Annotated in this window: 12 protein-coding genes; 7 read left to right on the top strand and 5 right to left on the bottom strand. The window is 70.8% G+C overall.

From position 1 onward, the window contains the following. Nucleotides 1-46 precede the first annotated feature (46 nt). Nucleotides 47-334 (bottom strand): Lrp/AsnC family transcriptional regulator, encoded by a 288-nt coding sequence (locus BWI15_RS25145; protein ID WP_077016896.1) that lies wholly within the window; start codon nucleotides 332-334, stop codon nucleotides 47-49. A gap of 50 nt (nucleotides 335-384) precedes the next feature. After that, the gene (locus tag BWI15_RS25140) at nucleotides 385-2,196 is read right to left on the bottom strand and encodes a DEDD exonuclease domain-containing protein (RefSeq protein ID WP_077016895.1); all 1,812 of its coding nucleotides are present in this window, start codon (nucleotides 2,194-2,196) and stop codon (nucleotides 385-387) included. A 174-nt stretch (nucleotides 2,197-2,370) separates the two neighbouring features. On the opposite strand from BWI15_RS25140, the gene BWI15_RS25135 reads away from it, so the two are divergent. From BWI15_RS25135 to BWI15_RS25105, 7 genes are all read left to right on the top strand, one after another. Then, on the top strand, nucleotides 2,371-3,678 hold the full coding sequence (locus BWI15_RS25135; RefSeq protein ID WP_077016894.1) for an NYN domain-containing protein: 1,308 nt from the start codon (nucleotides 2,371-2,373) through the stop codon (nucleotides 3,676-3,678). Between the two features lie 147 nt (nucleotides 3,679-3,825). Next, nucleotides 3,826-4,080, top strand: a complete 255-nt coding sequence (locus BWI15_RS25130) for a hypothetical protein (RefSeq protein ID WP_330359537.1) — start codon at nucleotides 3,826-3,828, stop codon at nucleotides 4,078-4,080. A gap of 277 nt (nucleotides 4,081-4,357) precedes the next feature. After that, a complete protein-coding gene (locus tag BWI15_RS25125; protein ID WP_077016892.1) occupies nucleotides 4,358-5,419 on the top strand; it encodes a C40 family peptidase in 1,062 nt (353 codons plus the stop codon). A 102-nt stretch (nucleotides 5,420-5,521) separates the two neighbouring features. Continuing rightward, nucleotides 5,522-7,555 (top strand): hypothetical protein, encoded by a 2,034-nt coding sequence (locus BWI15_RS25120; RefSeq protein WP_237771449.1) that lies wholly within the window; start codon nucleotides 5,522-5,524, stop codon nucleotides 7,553-7,555. Then, a complete protein-coding gene (locus BWI15_RS25115; RefSeq protein ID WP_077016891.1) occupies nucleotides 7,548-8,789 on the top strand; it encodes a M48 family metallopeptidase in 1,242 nt (413 codons plus the stop codon). Before BWI15_RS25120 ends, BWI15_RS25115 begins: the two co-directional genes overlap by 8 nt. Next, nucleotides 8,789-9,895 carry a glycosyltransferase family 4 protein gene (locus BWI15_RS25110; protein ID WP_083751040.1) on the top strand — a complete coding sequence of 369 codons (1,107 nt, stop codon included), beginning with the start codon at nucleotides 8,789-8,791 and terminating at the stop codon, nucleotides 9,893-9,895. The genes BWI15_RS25115 and BWI15_RS25110 overlap by 1 nt, the downstream gene beginning before the upstream one ends. 186 nt (nucleotides 9,896-10,081) lie before the next feature. Continuing rightward, nucleotides 10,082-11,233, top strand: coding sequence for an alanine--tRNA ligase-related protein (locus BWI15_RS25105; protein ID WP_077016889.1), 1,152 nt, complete (start codon nucleotides 10,082-10,084; stop codon nucleotides 11,231-11,233). Here BWI15_RS25105 and BWI15_RS25100 read toward each other — a convergent pair. From BWI15_RS25100 to BWI15_RS25090, 3 genes are all read right to left on the bottom strand, one after another. Beyond that, nucleotides 11,230-12,624, bottom strand: coding sequence for a carboxylesterase/lipase family protein (locus tag BWI15_RS25100; protein WP_077016888.1), 1,395 nt, complete (start codon nucleotides 12,622-12,624; stop codon nucleotides 11,230-11,232). The genes BWI15_RS25105 and BWI15_RS25100 overlap by 4 nt on opposite strands. Before the next feature lie 5 nt (nucleotides 12,625-12,629). Beyond that, a complete protein-coding gene (locus BWI15_RS25095; RefSeq protein ID WP_077016887.1) occupies nucleotides 12,630-13,604 on the bottom strand; it encodes an EamA family transporter in 975 nt (324 codons plus the stop codon). Between the two features lie 61 nt (nucleotides 13,605-13,665). Further along, a complete protein-coding gene (locus BWI15_RS25090) occupies nucleotides 13,666-14,337 on the bottom strand; it encodes a DUF1345 domain-containing protein (RefSeq protein ID WP_202817721.1) in 672 nt (223 codons plus the stop codon). Between the last annotated feature and the right edge of the window lie 2 nt (nucleotides 14,338-14,339).

Raw genomic sequence — 14,339 nt, 5'->3', positions numbered from 1 at the left:
TCACCGTAACTTCAGCGGGGTGTCAGTCAGGCCGGGCGATCCAGGCTCAGAGACCGTCCTCCTGGCCCAGGCTGAAGGCCGCCTCCAGGTCGTGCGTCGAGTAGGTCCGGAACGCGATGTGCGTCTCGGTGCTCTGGACGCCGGGCACCCGGTTGACGTGGTCGGGGATCACGCTGGCCAGGTCGTCGTGGTGGGCGACCCGGACCATCGCGATCAGGTCGAGCCCGCCGGTCACGGAGTACACCTCGCTGACGCCCTCGATCGCCGCGACCTGCTCGGCCACCTCGGGAATCCGTGCCACGTCCGCCTTGATGAACACGATCGCCGTGACCATGTCGTCCTCTCCGTCGTACCGCTACCGCCTGCCGCGCTGAAGCATAGTTGTCAGCCGCTCATCCGGGCCGGGCCGACCGGGCGCATCCGGCGGCGGCGCCGCTCGGACGGGTGCTGGTGGTCCTCCGACCGGGGCGGGTCGAGCCGTCGCAGGTGCCGGCCGGCGCCGGAGATCGGGCAGGTCCAGGTGCCGTCCATCTCGACCAGGCGGATTCCGGGCTGGTCCAGCCAGCGCAGCACGAGCTCGATCTCCTCCGGCGAGGCCGACGCGACCGGGCCGATGCCCGGCAGGACGGTCTCGGCCGAGGCGCGCAGCATGTCCAGGTACTTGCGTGGGTCCGTCCCGCGCGCAGCGATTCCGGCCGCGGCGAGCCGCCCACGGCGGATCACGTGCAGCTCCCAGCCGCCGTCCTCGGTCCGCCGGGCTGCGCAGATCTCCGCGCAACTGGTGAGAGCCGCCATCCGCTGCATCTTCGCGCTGCTGCGGACGAACGCGCCCAGCCGGTCACGATGCACGGCGGCGTCCTCGAACCGCTCGTCCGCCGACAGTACGTCGATCCGCCGCGTCAGCGCGTCGACCACCGGGCTCGGGTCGGAGACCAGCGCGGTCCGCAGCGCGGTCACGAACTCGCCGTACGCCGCCATGTCGATCCGCCCGTCGCACGGCGCGACGCAGCGGCCCATGTCGGCCAGCACGCACGGCGACATCCGTGGCGTTCGCGACATCCGCTCGGTGCACTGCCGGATCGGGAACGCCTCGTGCAAGGCGGCCATCGCCCGCTCGGCGGTCTTACGCGAGCTGAACGGCCCGAGATAGCCGGCGTCGTCGTCGCGGACCTGCTTGACCAGCGACAGCCGGGGGAACGGCTCGACGGTCACCTTCAGCCAGTGCTGCCGCTCGGGGAACTTGGAGCGCCGGTTGTACCGCGGTTTGTGCTCCGCGATCAGCCGCAGTTCGCGGACCTCGGCCTCCAGCGACGTGCCGCACTCGATGCCGCGCACGCCGGACGCGATGCCGATCATCTCGCCGATCCGGGTCCGGGTCTCCGAGGCGGTGAAGTACGACCGGACGCGGGTCCGCAGGTCCTTGGACTTGCCGACGTACAGCACCTCGCCGCGGTCGTCGGTGAACAGGTACACACCAGGTGCGTGCGGCAACGATTCGGCCAGGTGCCGCTTCTTGCGCACGGCCGGCGCGACCCGCGACGAGAACGTCTGCAGGTCCTCCAGCGTCTGTACGCCGAGCGATCCGACCCGCTCGAACAGGCCGTGCAGCACGTCCACCGTGGCGCGCGCGTCGGACAACGCCCGGTGGTTCGGCGTCGTGGTGGCGCGGAAGAGCTTGGCCAGTGTGCCGAGTTTGCAGTTGGGCACCTCGTCCGGCGTGAGCACCCGGCGCGCCAGCAGCGCGGTGTCGACGACCGGGAAGTCCGGCCAGTCGTACCCGTGCACCTGGCTGTCGTGCTTGAGGAAGCCGACGTCGAACGGCGCGTTGTGCGCGACCAGCACGCAACCGCGGGCGAACTCCAGGAAGGCCGGCAGCGCCGAGCCGATCCGGGGTGAGGAGGCAACCATCAGATCGGTGATGCCGGTCAGCACGGCGATGAAGGGAGGGATCGGCTCGGCCGGGTTGACCAGGGTCTGGAACTCGCCGAGCAGTTCGCCGGCCCGCACCTTGACCGCGCCGATCTCGGTGATGCCGGAGTCGCCCGGCGCACCGCCGGTGGTCTCCAGGTCGACGACGCAGAAGGTGACGTCGCGCAACGGTGTGCCGAGGTCGTCGAAACTCGGTTGCACGCCACGGATCGGCTGGAGCGGTCCGGGCGCCGGGGCAGCGGCGGGATCCGGCGAGGGGCTGCTCATGGCCATGACGCTAGAAGCCCCCGCCGACAATTCCTGCGCTGACACGCGGCCGGACCGACTACGCTGCGGGTATGCGTATCCATGCGACCACCGTGTTTCCGGGCCTTCCGCCCGGCCTCTGTGGTCTGCGTCACTGGCTGAGCCAGACCTCCGTCCGGGCCGGACTGCGGACCGGTGACTGAGGCAGGCACCGCCGCCGGCTCCGCTGCCACCGCCTTGCCCGAACCGGTTCGGCAACGGGTTCTCGCTCTCGCCGCCCAGGCTCTCGGTCAGCTGCCCGCGACCGACATCCCTGCGCCGCTGCGGCGGTTCGCCAGCTTCGCGCCGGCCAAGCGGGCCAAGCTGTCGGCGTCCGTGCTCGGTCCGATCCTGGCCACCGACGAGCCTTTTCGCCGGTTGATCGCCTTCGAGGTACGCCGTGAGCACCCGGCGCTCGGCGACGCGGTCGCCGAGGGCGTCGCGGTACCGGCCGCCGAGCCGGTCGAAGTGGCGGCCCTGGCCTACCTGCTGCGCCCGGACGACTGGGAGGAGCGAGTGCTCGCCGCGGCCCAGGTGCAGCCGGAGGCGCCCGCCGTCGACGACCAGGCAGTCCATCGGCTCACCGAGCAGCTCGACCAGGCCCGGACCGAGACCCGTCAGGTCCGTGAGCGGCTGCGCGAGCAGGTCAACGAGCTCAAGGCGGAGAACACCACTCTGCGCCGCAAGCTGAACGAGGCACGCCAGCGGATCAACGGTCTGCAGAGCGAGCTCGAGCAGCGCACGCTCGAGGCGACCACCGCCGACGAGCGCGTCGCGGCCGCCCGGGCCGAGGTCGAGCGCGAGGTGCGCAAGCTGCGCGCCCGGGTGACCGAGCTGGAAGCTGTCGAGCACGCGGCCCGTCGTACGGCGGGGCAGGAGCGGGAGATGGCGTCGACGCGGACCAGACTGCTGCTCGACACACTGGTCGAGGCCGCCGGTGGTCTACGGCGTGAGCTGGCGTTGCCGCCCGGGGGAGACCTCCGGCCGGCCGACACCGTCGCCGGGATCGAGCCGTCCGCGGCGCCGGTCGGGCGATCGGCACCGGACGACGACCCGGCGCTGTTCGACGAGCTGCTCGCGCTCCCGCAGGTGCATCTGGTGATCGACGGGTACAACGTCACCAAGACCGCCTGGCCGAACTCGCCGTTGCACTCGCAGCGTCAGCGCCTGGTCACCGCACTGGGCGCCCTGGTGGCTCAGCGCCGGGTCGAGGTCACCGTGGTCTTCGACGGCGCGGAGCTGTCCGGACCGGTGCAGCTGACGCCGCCGCGCGGGGTGCGGGTCAGATTCAGCCCGGCCGGGGTGATCGCGGACGAGGTGATCCGGCAACTGGTACGCGCCGAACCGCCGGGCCGGCCGATCGTGGTCGTCTCGTCGGACCGGGAGGTTGCCGAGAGCATCGTCCAGCTCGGCGCCCGGGCGCTGTCCGCGGCCAGCCTGATCGCCCGGATCGCCCGCGCCTGAAGGAGTCTCACCGCGTCCGTCCCCGGCCGCTGATTCGCGCGTCACGGCAACGGATCCACCCGTCCTGAATCGGTGCTCTGCCGAAAACTGTCGGTGGGGCTCTCTAGCGTCCTTGTCAGCCGGATGCAAGTCCGGATGCTTCCCCCTTTGGAGGACGTTGTGCTGATCGACTGCGACGCGTGCGTGATGAGAGGCCCGGGCTGCCAGGACTGCGTGGTCACGGTGGTGCTCGGGCTGACGGCCGAGCGGACCGGCGAGCTGCGGATCGACGACGACGAGCGCGCGGCGCTCGACGTACTGGCTCAGTCCGGTCTGGTGCCACCGCTGCGGCTGGTGCATGCCGTCAGCAGTGTCGAGCCAAACACTGCTGGAGAAGGCGATTCGGCCGCCGACGCCGTCTGACCGCCGTCCGGTCGCGCCCTGACCGCGACCGGTGCGGCGGGCAAGGGGTTGGTGGACGTTAATTTTGGATCAAACCCGAGGGGCGAATTGCACCGGTCACGAATCGGTTACTACTGTTACCTCTCGTTGCCTCAGCGTGTCGGTCTACCGGACCGGCCGGGCAGCACCAGCCGAAGGGTGACCCGCCGGCTGGCGACGGACCTGCTGCGATAGGTTCGGCGCCACGAGTGCGCGGTCGACGGGGACGGCGTGAGCAGAGGAAGGGACCAACCGGGCTGTGTCCACCGGACGCATCAACCGCACCAAGGGAATCGCCCTCGCCGCCATCACCACCACCGCCGTCGTGGCGGGCGTGCTGTTCGTCCAGGGCGCCGCGGACGCGGAACCGAAGCCCACACTGGCGCAGGCGAGGGCCCAGGTCGCGGCACTGCAGCACAAGGCCGAGGAGGCCGGTGAGTCCGCCAACGATCTGCGTGGCCAGATCAAGGCGTCGAGCGACCGGGTGAAGGCGCTGCAGACCGGTATCAAGAAGCAGCAGGCCCAGGTGGACGCGGTGAAGCGGCAGATCGGTTCGCTGGCCGTGGCCGGCTACCAGACCTCCGGGATGACGACGACGGCCCAGTTGCTGCTGTCGACGAACCCCGACCAGTTCCTCAGCCAGGCCTCCACCGCCCAGGCGTACGCCGGCCAGCAGAACTCGGCCCTGCGCCGGTTCCAGGCCGCCCAGGGCAAGCTGGCCGACCTCCAGGCCAGCGAGCAGACCGAGCTCGCCGCGCTGCAGGCCGTGCAGGCGCAGCAGGACAGCCTGAAGAAGCAGATCCAGGCCAACCTCGACGCCGCCGAGAAGGTGCTCGACAAGCTCAGCGACGACGAGCGGGCCCGGATCGAGGCCGAGAACGAGAAGGAAGAGGAAGAGGCCCGCGAGCAGCGGCCCAGCCGCGACGGCCGGATGGACGACGGCGACGAAGAGCTGCCGAACGTCCCGGCCAGCGGGCGCGCCGCGATCGCCGTCCAGTACGCGATGGCCCAGCTCGGCGACTCCTACGTCTGGGGCGCCGCCGGCCCGAGCTCGTTCGACTGCTCCGGCCTGACGATGGCGGCCTGGGGCAAGGCCGGCGTCTCGCTGTCGCACTCCTCGAGGGCGCAGATCGGCGAAGGCCGCCGGGTGAGCAAGAGCCAGCTGCAGCCGGGTGACCTGGTGTTCTTCTACAGCCCGATCAGCCACGTGGGCATGTACATCGGCAACGGCCGGATGGTGCACGCGAGCCGTCCGGGCAAGCCGGTCAAGACCGACTCGATCGACCAGATGCCGTACAGCGGTGCGGTCCGTCCGGGCTGACCCGGCGCGTCACCGATCGATGATCGCGGCTCCGGGGCGAGACCCCCGGGGCCGCGTCGTTTCACCACCGGATGTGTTCTCCTGTCCGGGAGGACGCATAAAGTGACTCCCCTGACTGGGGCAGGTGAGCAGCAAGGGGCCGAGGTGAACGACGACCAGCGCGAGACGACGCCCCTGCCGGCCGTTCCGCCGCACGCCGCGTCCTCCGCCGAGCAGCCGACGGTGGTGATCCCGAGCCAGCCGGACGCCCCGGCGGATCCCGAGCCGTCGCGCCCGAACGGCAAGTCCGAGGCGCGGCCGGACAGCCCCCGGTCCGACAAACCGCCGTCGGATCAGACCACGGTGGTCATCCCCGCCCAGCACGCGGCGCGCCGGCCCGAGAAGCCGCGCGCCGACAAGCCGCGTGCGGGCAAGCCCCAGGCCGAGAGATCTCGCGCCGAGAAGCCGCAGCCGCAGCCGTCGAAGCAGGCGTCGGCACCAGGCGGCTGGTGGGACGACGCGCCTGCCGAGCAGAAGATCTCGCCAGTAGCCTCCAGCCGCCTCAGCCAGTCGAGCTCCCGCTCCGAGGCGCCGGCCGCCCGCTCCGAGCAGCCGGCCTCACGCACCGAGCAGCCGAGCACCAAAGCTGTGCCCGCCCACTCCGAGCAGTCGTCCCCTCGGGCAGAGGCAGGCACCACGCGCACCGAGCAGTCGTCCCCTCGTACCGACACAGCAAAGACTGAGCGGCCTGCCGCCTCCACCGCTCTGCTCAGCGGCGGCGGCGACAAGCCTCCGGCCGACGGACCGTGGAAGGGCGTCGTCTGGCCCCTGCCGCGGCCGTTGGTCAAGCGGATCGCCCTGGGCGCCGCGGTGGGAGTGGTCGGCGTGGCCGCGTTCGCTGGGCTCCGGCAGTTGGCCGACGCGCCCGCCGACCCGGCTGGGGCGAACGGCACCCCCACCCCGGGGCAGACCTCGACCACCCCGCCCGAGGCCTCCGAAGGAGTGCGCCGGGCGGTGGCCGGCGAGGCGGTGCTGCAGAAGATGGTTGACGCCGTCCGCGCCGAGAACCGCGCCGAGTTCCTGAAGACGGTCGACCCGCAGGCCAAGTCGTTCACCGACCAGGCGCGCACCGTCTACACCAACCTGAGCAAGCTTCCCCTCGCCACGTTCCAGATGCGCTACGTCAGCGACGACCCGGGCGCGCTCGAGCCGGACCGGACCCGCGACCTCGGCGGCACCGAGTCCTGGCTCGCCCAGGTCGAGGTCTCCTGGCAACTGTCCGGGTACGACGCGAAGCCGGCCCGCGAGACCCTGCCGGTGACCTTCGTCACCCGCGACGGTACGACGTACGCCACGTCCTTCTCGGACCGGTTCGTCGCCGGTCAGCGCCGGCCGATCTGGGCGCTGGGCAGCATCGACGTCGCCAAGAGCGAGCACAGCCTGGTGATCAGCCTGGACTCGCAGGCCGACGCCGACGACTACGCCGAGGTCACCGACCGCGCGGTCGAGTCGGTCAGCAAGGTCTGGGGCCGCAACTGGCGGCAGAAGGCGGTCGTCTACCTGCCGTCGAAGCAGTCCCAGATGGAGAACGTGCTCGGCGCCCAGCAGGGCACCTACACCCAGATCGCGGCCGTCACGATGGCCGAGCTGGACACGCCGCAGGTCGGCGCGCCGGTCCGCATCGTGGCGAACCCGAAGCTGTTCGACGAGCTCGGCAAGCAGGGCCGGCGGATCGTGCTGACCCACGAGACCACCCATGTCGCCTCGACCGCTACCGCCTCGCCGGTACCGTTGTGGTTGGCCGAGGGGTTCGCCGACTACGTCGCGTTCACCGCCGTGTCCGTGCAGGACGAGTCGGCGGCGAAGGAGCTGTTCAAGGCGATCCGCGCGGGCCGGGTGCCGAAGGCGCTACCGGCGCCGGAGGCGTTCGCCGCGTCGTCGACGGAGCTCCCGCAGGCCTACGAGTCGGGCTGGCTGGCGTGTCGCCTGATCGCCGAGCGGGAGGGACAGAGCAAGTTGGTCAAGTTCTACCGGACCGTGCACGCGTCGAAGAGCCCGACCGGGCTGGCCGACGCGTTCCGCACCGTGCTGGGCACCACCGAGCAGCAGTTCGTCGCCGACTGGCAGAACTACATCAAGAGGCTCGCCGGTGTCTGAGGCGGCCGCCCGCCGGATCCCCTGGATCGCCGGTGTGCTGGTCGCCGCCGCGCTGGTCGTGATCATCGTCACCACCACCCCGTGGCACCTGATCGACCTGCCGAAGCCCGATCCGGCGCTGGACTTCACCTCCAGCGAGATCGACCGCCAGCAACGGTTCCGGCACGAGCTGTTGCCCTGGTCAACCACTTCCTGGGTGCTGTCGGTGCTGGTCCCGCTGGTGATCGGCTTCAGCCCGCTCGGCCGCCGCCTGTACGACGTACTGCGGATCCGCCGCTGGTACCTGGCCGTCCCGGTGCTCGTCGCGGGTCTCGGCCTGCTGACGTCGCTGATCACCCTGCCGACCGACGCGTTCGCCGAGCAGGTCACCCGCGACTACGGCCTGTCCACCGAGAGCTGGGGGTTGTGGCTGCGCGACCGCACCGTGAACTGGCTGCTGATGTCGGCCGCGCTGATCGCGATCGCGCTCGGCCTGATCGCGCTGGCGAAGAAGTGGCGGTCCTGGTGGTGGGTGCCCGCGGCGATCGCCGGCGCGGTGCTGGTGCTGGGTGTTTCGTTCGCCTATCCGGTGCTGGTCGAGCCGCGGTTCAACGAGTTCACCTCGATGGCGCCGGGCCCGCAGCGTGACGAGTTCATGCAACTCGCCCGCGAGGACGGCGTCCCGGTGCGGGACGTGCTGGTCGCCGACGCCTCGAAGCGCACGACCGCGCTGAACGCCTACGTGTCCGGGTTCGGCTCGACCCGGCGGCTGGTGGTCTACGACACGTTGCTGAGGGACGCACCGCCGGCGCAAGTCCGGCTGGTGGTCGCGCACGAGCTCGGGCACGCCGCGGAGAACGACGTGCTGCACGGGACATTGATCGGCACGCTCGGCGCGGCGTTCGCCGTGGTGCTGCTGCGGTTGTTGCTCGGATCCCGGATGGCCGACCCACGCCGTACGGCGTTGCTGCTGGCGCTGATCGTGGCCGGGACCACCCTGGCGGCCCCGGTGCAGAACCTGGTCAGCCGCAGGATCGAGGCGCGCGCCGACTACCACTCGCTGCGCCTGACCAACGACCCGCAGAACTTCGTCGAGATGCAGCACGCGCTCTCGGTGCGGAACATCTCCGGCCTCGAACCGAGCCGCTGGCGGTACTGGATGTTCGCCAGCCACCCGACGCCGCCGGAGCGGATCGCGATGGGCCGCGCGTGGGGGAGCGAGCACGGCGACCCGGTGCCGCCACTGGTCAAGTGATGACCGTTCTCGTCGTCACCAACGACTTCCCGCCCCGCCAGGGTGGCATCGAGACCTTTGTCCGCTCGCTGTGCGACGAGTTGTCCGAGCTCGTCGTCCTGACCTCGCGCAGCCCCGGCGACACGGCGTACGACGCCACGCTGCCCTTCCCGGTCGTCCGCGATCGCACCTCGATGCTGTTGCCCACACCGCGGGTCACCCGCCGGGCGATCGACCTGATGCGCCGGTACGACGCCGACCGGGTCGTCTTCGGCGCCGCCGCACCGCTCGGCCTGATGGCGCCCGCGCTGCGCCAGGCCGGTGCACGCCGGATCGTTGCCCTCAGCCACGGTCACGAGACCTGGTGGGCTTCCCTTCCGGCGACCCGGCAAGCGCTTCGCCGGATCGGCGACGCCGCGGACGTCGTCACCACGGTCTCCGCCTGGTGCGAGCAGCGCATCGCCCCCGCTCTGTCGCCCAAGGCAACGATCGAGCGCCTGACGCCAGGCGTCGACACGTCCCGCTTCTTTCCCGGCTGTGGGGGAGAGGCGGTCCGCGGTGAGCTCGGCCTCGGCGGCCGTCCGGTGGTCGTCTGTGTCTCGCGACTCATCGCGAGGAAGGGCCAGGACACCCTGATCCGCGCCTGGCCGCGCGTGCTGGCCGACGTACCGGATGCTGTGCTGCTGCTCGTCGGCGACGGTCCTGATCGAGAGCGGCTGGAGGCCTTGGCGCGGCCGCTCGGAGGGTCGGTTCGGTTCGCCGGAGCCGTGCCCTGGCAGGACATTCCGCCGTACGTCGATGCGGCGGACGTATTCGCGATGCCGACCCGGACCAGGCGGTTCGGGCTCGAGCCGGAGGCGCTCGGCATCGTCACGCTGGAGGCCGCCGCGACCGGGAAACCGGTGGTGGTCGGCGACTCCGGCGGTACGGCGGACACCGTGCGGCACGGCGAGACCGGTTACCTGGTCGACCCCTACAACCCGGTTGCGACCGCCGTCCGGCTGGTCGAGCTGCTGACCGATCCGGGCCGGGCGCAAGCATTCGGTGCGGCCGGTCGCGCGTGGGTCGAGGCCGAGTGGACCTGGGCCCGATCCGGGGCGAAGCTGCGGAAGCTGCTCGACGTCTGAGCAAATGTGTGTACTCTGGGTCCATGCATCAGATGTCCCGCCTCGCCGCAGCCGTACGAGCTTTCCGCTCTCCGGCTGCCGCTGCCTGACATCTTCTTCCAGAAACCGGCGACCGGAAACGGTCCGCCGGTTTTCGCGTTTCCGAGGCCAGCACTGTTTCCGGTCCGATCCAGACAAGGACCCGAAATGAACCTGACCAAGACCTTCGTCGACTTCTTCACCGAGCGCGGCCACGTCCCGACCACGGGGTCCTCGCTCATCCCACGCCCCGGTGATCCGGTGCTGTTCACGACCTCGGGCATGCACCCGCTCACGCCGTACCTGGAGGGTGAGCCACATCCGCTGGGCAGACGCGTGGTCGGGGTGCAGCGATGCCTGCGCACGACCGACCTGGACGAGGTCGGTGATCCGACTCACCTGACCGTGTTCGAGATGCTCGGCTCGTGGTCGTTCGGCGACTACGGCAGCGAGCAGACGCTGCGCTGGGGTTACGAGCTGCTCACCGAGCGGTTCGGGATCGACCCCGGCCGGCTCTACGTCACCGTGTTCGGCGGCGACGACCAGGTCGAGCTGGACCAGGAGTCGCTGCGCACCTGGCAGTCGCTCGGCCTGCCGATCGAGCTGACCACCGACGAGAACTGGTGGTCGAACGGCCCGACCGGTCCCTGCGGCCCGGACTCCGAGATCTTCGTCTGGACCGGCCAGGGGTCACCGGAGGGCACGCCGACCACCGACGACCGCTGGGTCGAGGTGTGGAACCACGTGATGATGCGCTACCGCCGGCTCGGCGACGGGTCGCTCGAACCGCTGGAGCAGCGCAACATCGACACCGGGCTCGGCCTGGAGCGGCTGACGATGCTGCTCGAGGGCAAGCAGTCGGTCTACGAGACCAGCCTGTTCGAGCCGTGGATGCGGACCGTGCCGCGGCTGTGGAAGCTGGACGAGACCTCCGAGCGGATCGTCATCGACCACCTGCGGTCGAGCATCGTGATCGTCGGCGACGGCGTGCACCCGTCGAACACCGGGCGCGGCTACGTGCTGCGCCGGCTGATCCGCCGGGTGCTGACCATCCTGTGGCGCGAGGACGAGTCGCGGTCGCTGTCGGACCTGCCGATCGAGCTGTTCCAGCAGACGCTGAACCACTTCCACCAGGGCGAACTGGTCACGCTGGTGCGGCGGATCATGATCGACGAGGAGATCCGGTTCACCAACCTGCTGGAGCGCGGGCGCAAGGTGCTCAGCCACGACCGGTTCCGCAAGCCGCTGGACGACAGCGACTTCGAGTACCTGCACGAGACCCATGGCCTGCCCCGCGAGCTGGTCGACTCCTTGCTCTAAAAGACCTGGATGGCCCGGGCTGTCACGTCGTACGGCGACCAGCCCGGGCTCCCGGTCTTCGCGAAGTCGACCCAGGCCTTGTGCATCCGGTCCGCCAGCTCCTGCGGCGGCTCCGGCCCGAACAGCGGCGACGCCGCGGTCGCCAGAGTGTCGAACACGAACGGCAGCTCCAGCGCATGGCAGGACCTGAGCCCCTCCAGCGGCGACTCCCAGCTGAACTCGTAGACGTACGCCGTACCGCCTGCCGCCTGCTGCGCCTCGGCCAACCGGATCGTCGGCTCGGTGAAGACACGGTTGCTGCTGATCGCCGTGAAGATCTCGCCGGGAGTCCCGGTGTGTTCCAGCGCCAGCGCCGGGTCGAGCCCTGCCCTCTGCAGCAGCAGCAGCGGCAGCATCTCCGCGGTGATGCCTGCCGCGAGTCCGCTCGGCACGCTGAACAGGTTGAACTCGTGCCGCGTCGTACCGGCCATCAGCTCCACACCGGCCGCCGCACCCGCGGCGATCGCTTCGAGCGGCCGCTGGTGGATCAGTTCGCCGTCGATCACCGGAAGCACCGGCATGATGCCGCCCCCGGCGCTGACCGTCGTCTTGCCCCACCTGGCCGGATCGGGCGCCGCCCGCAGCTCGACCGACACCTGCCGCTGCGCCGCGATCAACTCCGCGACGTCCACCGACGCGAACCCCGCCGCCGTCGCCGGTACGCCGAGCCGCTTGGCCACCTCGGCCGTCACGAGCGCGAGGTCGCTGTCGAGCGCGGTCGCCTCGGCGGACCCACTCTGCACGATCGCGCGGTGGAACAGCCCTTGCGCCGCGGGGATCGTGAGCAGCGTCGCCACGCTCATCCCGCCGGCCGACTGGCCGAAGATCGTCACCTGCTCCGGGTCGCCGCCGAAGGCCGCGATGTTGTCGCGGACCCAGCGCAGCGCCGCGATCTGGTCGAGCAGTCCGCGGTTGCTGGGCGCGTCGGGCACGACGCCGAACCCCTGCACGCCCAGCCGGTAGTTGATCCCGACCAGCACGACGCCGTCGCGGGCGAACGCCGTCCCGTCGTACGCGGGGGTGGCGTTGGAGCCGTTGCGGAACGCGCCGCCGTGAATCCACACCATCACGGGCAGGCCTTCGCCGCCCGGAGTCCAGACGTTGAGGTTGAGGAACTCGTCGCCGGGTGTGATCGGGTTGGCCAGCAGGACGTCGAAGGGCGGATCGTACGGCGGCTGCGGCGCGGTCGGCCCGAGCCGGGTGGCCTCGCGCACGCCGTCCCACGGGGTCACCGGTCGCGGCGGGTCGAAGCCGACCGGGCTCGCGGCGTACGGGATGCCGAGACAGGCGGTCACGCCTTCGGTCGTGACGCCCCGAATCTGTCCGCCCTCGACCGCGATGACCGGCTCCATGCCGACTATCCTCGCACCGACTCCGGGACGTCCTCGGTGATCGGCATTTCGGGCGGTGCCACCTTGCCGACCGACGACTGCGCGACGAACGCGCCGAGCAGCACGATCGCGCCGCCGATCACCTGGCTGGTCGACAGCGTCTCGTTGAGCAGCAACCAGGCGAACAGCGTCGCCGCCACCACCTCGACGTACGCGACCGCGCCGCCGATCGCCGCCGACAGCCGCTGTACCGCGGCGGCGCCGGCCAGGTACGCGACGACCGTGCTGACCACGATCAGCCAAGCCGCGAACACCCAGCCCGGAGCCGACCGCTCGCCGATCGCGATCGTGTCGGTGAGCGCGTTCCACGGGATGCCCCACGGTGCGGCGATGGCGGTCAGCAGCACGGCGCCGACCACACTGCCCGCCGCCGTCATCACCAGCGGATCGGCGAGGCCGGTCAGCTTGTCGATCAGGATGAAGTACGTCGCCTGGCACGCCGCGGCGCCGAGTCCGGCGAGCAGTCCGATCAGGTCGAGCTGTACGCCGGACCACACCTCGACCACCGTCGCGAGCCCGACCAGCGCGATCCCGACGCCGAGCGCGGCCGACTTCGGGACGGCGACCTTGCGGCCGAACTTGAGCCAGGCCACCACCAGCACCGGCCCGGAGAACTCGAGCAGGATCGCCACGCCGACCGGCAACCGGCTGGCGGCGATGAAGAACAGCGTCTGGCAGCCGGCGATCCCGGTCAGCCCGTACAGCACGAGCTGCGGCCAGGACGCGCGAGCGGCCCGCAGCCCGGCCGTGCCGCGGAAGATCAGCACGAGCGGGACGAGCAAAGCAGCCGCGCCGAGGATCCGCAGCCAGGCGGCCTGCTGCGGCGACATCCCGGCGCCGATCAGCGCTTTGGCGAACGGTCCCGACCCGCCGAAGGTGATCGCCGAGAAGAGCGCGAACCCGAGCCCGATCGACTTGGTCCGGGCAGCTGTCTCAGTCATGGGCGTAATGCTGGCACACCCATTACACCGCGTCGAGGGTGATTCTCACCGCTTGGTCGTCTCAGAGCACGTTGACCGCGCGGGCGGCCACTACCGCTACAGCGAGCAACGAAATCGCCGACTGGACGGTCATCAGTGTCTTCACCCGCGCCGACAGCGGCATCGTGTCGGTCGGGCTGAACGCCGTCGCCGCGGTGAAGGCGACGAACAGGTAGTCGGTGAATCCCGGCAGCCAGCGCTCCCAGCCCGGGATCTCGGCGGTCATCTGCGGGAACAGCAGATCGGCGCGCTCCACCTCCCGCTCGTGCTCGGGCGCCCGGGCGAACGGTCCGCCGCGGTCGATCTCCCAGTACCAGACCGCGAACGCGACCACGTTGGTCACCCAGATCAGCAGTGCGGCCTTCACCAGCACCATGCCGTTGTCCACCCGGCCGGAGGTGAGGTAGTCGATCAGTCCGGCCAGATAGATGCCGTTGAAGACCACGAGCACGCCCAGCAGGACCAGTTCGATCCAGCGCAGCCAGGGCTCGTCCCGGCGGAGGTGGAAGGGATTGGCCCACACCAGCGGCACGAGCAGCGCGACGCCGAGGGCGGGCAGCAGCCAGCGCGGCAGCGACAGCACCTGCGCCGGGACGGCCAACTGCAGGGCCAGTACGACGAGCACCGCCAGCGAGGCCGGCCAGCGCCGCATGTGCTTCGTACTGGGCGCCGTTGCCTTCGGGACCTTGTTCACTC

It is taken from the genome of Kribbella sp. ALI-6-A, assembly GCF_001984195.1.
In the GTDB taxonomy this organism is placed as follows: Bacteria; Actinomycetota; Actinomycetes; order Propionibacteriales; family Kribbellaceae; genus Kribbella.
Note: the sequence above shows the minus strand (reverse complement) of the source record. Positions and strands in the feature narration are given on the sequence as shown.

Coding starts and splice junctions, on each gene's coding strand:
- BWI15_RS25100 (WP_077016888.1), bottom strand. CDS start 12,624: ATGGAGCCGGTCATCGCGGTCGAGGGCGGACAGATTCGGGGCGTCACG.
- BWI15_RS25140 (WP_077016895.1), bottom strand. CDS start 2,196: ATGAGCAGCCCCTCGCCGGATCCCGCCGCTGCCCCGGCGCCCGGACCG.
- BWI15_RS25105 (WP_077016889.1), top strand. CDS start 10,082: ATGAACCTGACCAAGACCTTCGTCGACTTCTTCACCGAGCGCGGCCAC.
- BWI15_RS25145 (WP_077016896.1), bottom strand. CDS start 334: ATGGTCACGGCGATCGTGTTCATCAAGGCGGACGTGGCACGGATTCCC.
- BWI15_RS25095 (WP_077016887.1), bottom strand. CDS start 13,604: ATGACTGAGACAGCTGCCCGGACCAAGTCGATCGGGCTCGGGTTCGCG.
- BWI15_RS25110 (WP_083751040.1), top strand. CDS start 8,789: ATGACCGTTCTCGTCGTCACCAACGACTTCCCGCCCCGCCAGGGTGGC.